Origin of the sequence: Limnohabitans sp., from assembly GCF_031538885.1 — a bacterium.
GTDB lineage: Bacteria > Pseudomonadota > Gammaproteobacteria > Burkholderiales > Burkholderiaceae_C > Limnohabitans.
This window is the reverse complement of sequence record NZ_JAVKLW010000127.1, coordinates 1-4,193: the sequence shown is the minus strand read 5'-3', so window position 1 is coordinate 4,193 and position 4,193 is coordinate 1. Positions and strand designations below refer to the sequence as shown.

At 54.7% G+C, this 4,193-nt stretch carries 3 protein-coding genes; all 3 read left to right on the top strand.

Translation table 11 applies throughout. The features are described 5' to 3' along the window. The first annotated feature begins 249 nt into the window (after positions 1-249). The gene (locus RMS03_RS10115) at positions 250-957 is read left to right on the top strand and encodes a response regulator transcription factor (RefSeq protein WP_310626937.1); all 708 of its coding nucleotides are present in this window, start codon (positions 250-252) and stop codon (positions 955-957) included. Then, a complete protein-coding gene (locus RMS03_RS10110; RefSeq protein ID WP_310626936.1) occupies positions 954-2,414 on the top strand; it encodes a FecR domain-containing protein in 1,461 nt (486 codons plus the stop codon). The genes RMS03_RS10115 and RMS03_RS10110 overlap by 4 nt, the downstream gene beginning before the upstream one ends. Further along, positions 2,411-4,193: CHASE2 domain-containing protein (locus RMS03_RS10105; protein WP_310626935.1), on the top strand; the 1,783-nt coding region annotated here is incomplete at its 3' end. The genes RMS03_RS10110 and RMS03_RS10105, both read left to right, overlap by 4 nt.

Sequence of the window (4,193 nt, the reverse complement as noted above, 5' to 3'; positions counted from 1 at the left end):
GAAACCGTGACGGATGAGGAATTGACTATGATTGAAAACCGATTGAATCACCGCCCCAGAAAGCGACTAGGATTCAAGACACCTCACGAGGTATTCCATGCCTCGTTAAAGCGTGTTGCACTTCGTCCTTGAATCCGCCCTAAAAATAATTGAATTGGTGATGAGTTGCTCATCACGGTATTGACTCCACAAGATGTTTACAAATTCATTCATCCATAAAACCCCACTTCTTTTTTGGATGGTCGCCTCATGACGGTTGCTCGTATTGCCTTGTTAGAGGACGAGAGTTTTTTTGCGCTGACTACGAAAACTTGGTTAGAGGAGGCGGGCTATGAGGTTGAGCATTTCGCCACAGGTGAGGCGTGCTTGGCGGGCATGTTGACGCAGAGTTTTAATTTGGCTTTGTTTGATTGGCATTTGCCAGATATGCACGGGCCGCAGGTGATGGCGCGGTTGCGTGAGGCCGAGCGTATGCCTCCTGTGATTTTTTTGACGGCTTTTGACAGTCCTGAGCTGATGGTTCAGATGTTGCAGGCAGGGGCAGACGATTACGTGACGAAGCCGCCTTTGTATCCGGTGTTGCAGGCGCGCATGCAGGCACTGCTGCGACGCAGTGGGCTGTATGCCGATGGCAGCGATGGTGCGAGTGCGTCTTGCGAGGTGTTGCATGATTTCGTGGTGGACTATGAGGCCAAGACGATCGCTCTCAATGGTTGTGAGGTGATGTTGACTGGCAAGGAGTTGCCACTGGCTTTGTTTTTGTTTAAGCAGCGTGGTCAGTTGTTGTCACGCCAGTGTTTGTATGCAGAGATTGGGGTGACGGATTTGGCGGTGGATACACGTCGATTGGATGTGCATTTGAGTCATTTGCGTAGTAAGTTAGGGTGGACGGCTGATCGAGGTTGGCGGCTCGCTTCTATTTATCAACAAGGGTATCGATTGGAGATGTTGTCATGAAAAAGCAGATGCGCAAGCAAGCAAGTAACGGTTTGTTATGGGTGTTTTTGGCCGGAGGCTTGAGTGGTTCTGTGGGGGTTTGGGCTGGATCGGTGTCGGTAAGTCCATTGGTGCGTTTGCCTGCACCCACAGAGACGGTGCAACCAGCGCCGCCGCCCACGGTGGTGATGCACACCCAGTCGAGAGAGACGGATGAGCGTGTGGTGGTCAAGGACGGTGAGCATTTGATGGAGTTGGCCCAACGCTATTTGAATAAACCACAGATGTGGCGAGAGTGGGCGCGTTACAACGGTTTGGGCAGTGCTGACCAGATTCGTGATGGGCAAGTGCTTTTGCTGCCACAGGCGTGGCTGCGCACGAAGACATCTGCTGCGACGGTTAGCGCATCGACGGGCAGTGTGAGTTGGATTCACCCGAAGACGGGCAAGGTGTTGCGTGAGGTGAAGCTGGGCGACGAGGTGTACCCAGGGATGGTGTTGGTTGCCGGTGAGCGCAGTACGGCAACCCTTGATTTGGGGACAGGGGTGCGTGTGATGGTGCAGTCCGATACACAGATGGGGTTGAAGGAGTGGCGCTTGCTGGCTACAGGCAGATTGGATGCTTTGTTGGATGTGCCAAAGGGCCGTGTGGTGGTGACAACGCCTAGTCTGGCGGCTTCTCAGTCTTCTGGAGAGGCGGTTGTGAGCGCTTCTGCACCAAGTGGGGCAGCTACAGATGTGCCACCGATGCGACGTATCCGAGTGAAAACGCCTTCTGCTGTGCTGGCAGTGCGTGGCACAACGTTTGAAGCGGAGGTGACGCAAAAAGAAACTTTGTTGAGCACGCAAACGGGGATGGTGAGCATGACGTCAGAGGGCCAGACCTTGCAGGTGCCCGCAGGTTCGGGTGCTAAGGCGGTGCAGGGGATGAAGTTGCCAATGGAGCCAGAGATGCTGCCCCTTGCGCCTATTACCGCACAGTTGCCCGTGCAGGTGCAGCAGTTGCCTTTGCAGTTTGATTTAAGTACGACGGGCGTGTCGCGCTGGCGTGCTGTGGTGGCGCGTGATGCGGCGATGACGCAGGTGTTGAGTGCGCAAGAGGGGCAAAAGTCGAAGCTGGTCGATTGGGTGAGTTTGCCAAACGCACGTTATGTGATGCAGCTGCAAGGCATATCGGCCAATGGGTTGGCGGGCTTGCCTACGTTGCATGCGTTTGAGGTGGCTGTGCCGCGTATGCAGATGGGGCCATTGCGCTGGTTGTCTGTGAGTTGGCTGAATAAACAGGGTGGCTTCAAGCTGGATATGCCGCTCGCACCCGATGGGCAGCGTTGGTTGGTTCAGTTGTCCTTAGATCAGGCGGTTGAAAAAACGGTGTGGCAGACAAGCTCTGGTGGAGGCGAGTTGACTGTGCCTTCTGGTGTGGCAGCGAAAGGGGCTTATTTAGGCGTTTGGTTGGTAGCACAACAACAAGGCTCATGAGTTTTCGATCTGTGGATTTGTGGCGCGAGCTGATCGCGCTGAGTTTGTTGTCGATAGCGTTGGCACTGGGTTTGAGCTTGATGGAAACGTTTGATCGTGCAGATCAATGGGGCCATGACCAAGCGTTGCGGTTGCAGCTGCCACGTCGTGTGGAGGATGTGGTGGTGGTGGCGGTGGATGCCGCTAGTTTGGCGCAACACGGGCGTTGGCCTTGGTCACGTGAGGCGCAGGCTGATTTGATCCTCCGCTTGAGTGGGGCAGGTGCTCGTGCCATTGGGTGGGACTTGGTCTTGGCTGAGAGTGAGACTAAAAAATCAGACCGCCGGTTGGCTCGGGCGCTGAAAAGTTCACAGCGAGTGGTGTTGCCTGTCGTTCGCGAGCAAGGTGCTGATGGTGTATCCATACAAATGCAGCCTCTACCGTTGTTGGCGGATGCCGCAGCTGGCTTGGGTTGGGGGCACGCCGATGCGAACGCCGATGGCGTGGTGCGCGGCTTGTATCTGTGCGAGAAAAATGAAATTGATGAGTCGATCCCCCACTTTGTGCAGCGTGTAGCCGAGCTCGGACATGGTGTGGCTGTAGGTACTTGTGCGTCTGATGAAGGCTTGGGTTACAAGCGCTTGGTGCGCTTTGTGACAGGCAATCAACCTTTTGTGACGCTGTCGGCGAGTGACGTGCTGAGTCCCTATTTCGATCGTTCACAAGTGCAGGACAAATGGGTGTTGGTGGGGGTGACGGCAGCTGGCCTAGGAAGCGCTGTGTTTACGCCGCTGTCGCAGCGTCCGATGCCAGGGGTGGAGTTCATGGCGCATGCCTTGGAAGGTGTGCTCCATGATCAACTGATTCGCCCCTTGCCTGTTTGGGGACAGGCATTGCTGTGCATGCTGCTGGCATTGATTCCTTGGACGTTGTTGCCGAGGTTGTCGGCACGTTTGGGTTTGTTGTGGTGTTGCAGTGTTGCCGCGTTGGCGATGTTGTTGCCGATACTTTTTTTGTTGCTGACAGGTGTGGCACTGAATACGGCTGCAGCCGCAGCCGTGATTACGCTGGCTTATCCGATATGGGCGTGGCGTAGGTTGGAGTTGGCGACACGTTATTTGGATGAGGATTTGAAGCTGATGACCGCCCATATCGGTGCGTTGGGGCCTTCGCCTGAGATGAATGCTTTGGATGTTCGACGTGAGCAAGCGTTGGATGACCGCATGGCGTTGCAGATTGCACGGGTTCATGTGCTGCGACAGGCGGTGATGCAGTTTGAGATTGAGCAAAACGAGATGTCACAGTTCATCTCGCATGACATTCGAGCACCTTTGGAAGGTGCGTTAATGCAGTTAAAGCCCTTGCTGGGAACAGAGCATGGGGCTTATCGACAAATCATGCGTGCTAAGACTTGGGCGGATGATTTTTTGCAGACCACGCGTTTGCAGTGGGTAGAAGCTAATAGTTTTCAGACGCTGGATGTCGTGGCCTTGTTGCATGAAGCAGCCGATGAGTTGCACCCTCAACTGACGGCACGCAGTTTGCATTTGACCCGTGAGTTTCCAGATGAGGTGATTTGGGTGCATGGGCATTTTGAGTTGCTGCTGCGCATGATGCTCAATTTGTTGGGCAATGCCATCAAGTATGCACCGCTCGATAGCACGGTTGTGTTGTCGTTGGTGTGTGCCGATGGGGCAGCGTACATCAGCGTGCAAGACCAAGGCGAGGGGATTGCGGAGGATCAGTTGCCACGTTTGTTCGAGCGTTATTCACGCATCGAGAGCAAGGCCAAAGAGGTGG

Excerpts from the sequence above, each read along its gene's own strand:
- RMS03_RS10115 (WP_310626937.1), top strand. The coding sequence starts at position 250 with ATGACGGTTGCTCGTATTGCCTTGTTAGAGGACGAGAGTTTTTTTGCG.
- RMS03_RS10110 (WP_310626936.1), top strand. The coding sequence starts at position 954 with ATGAAAAAGCAGATGCGCAAGCAAGCAAGTAACGGTTTGTTATGGGTG.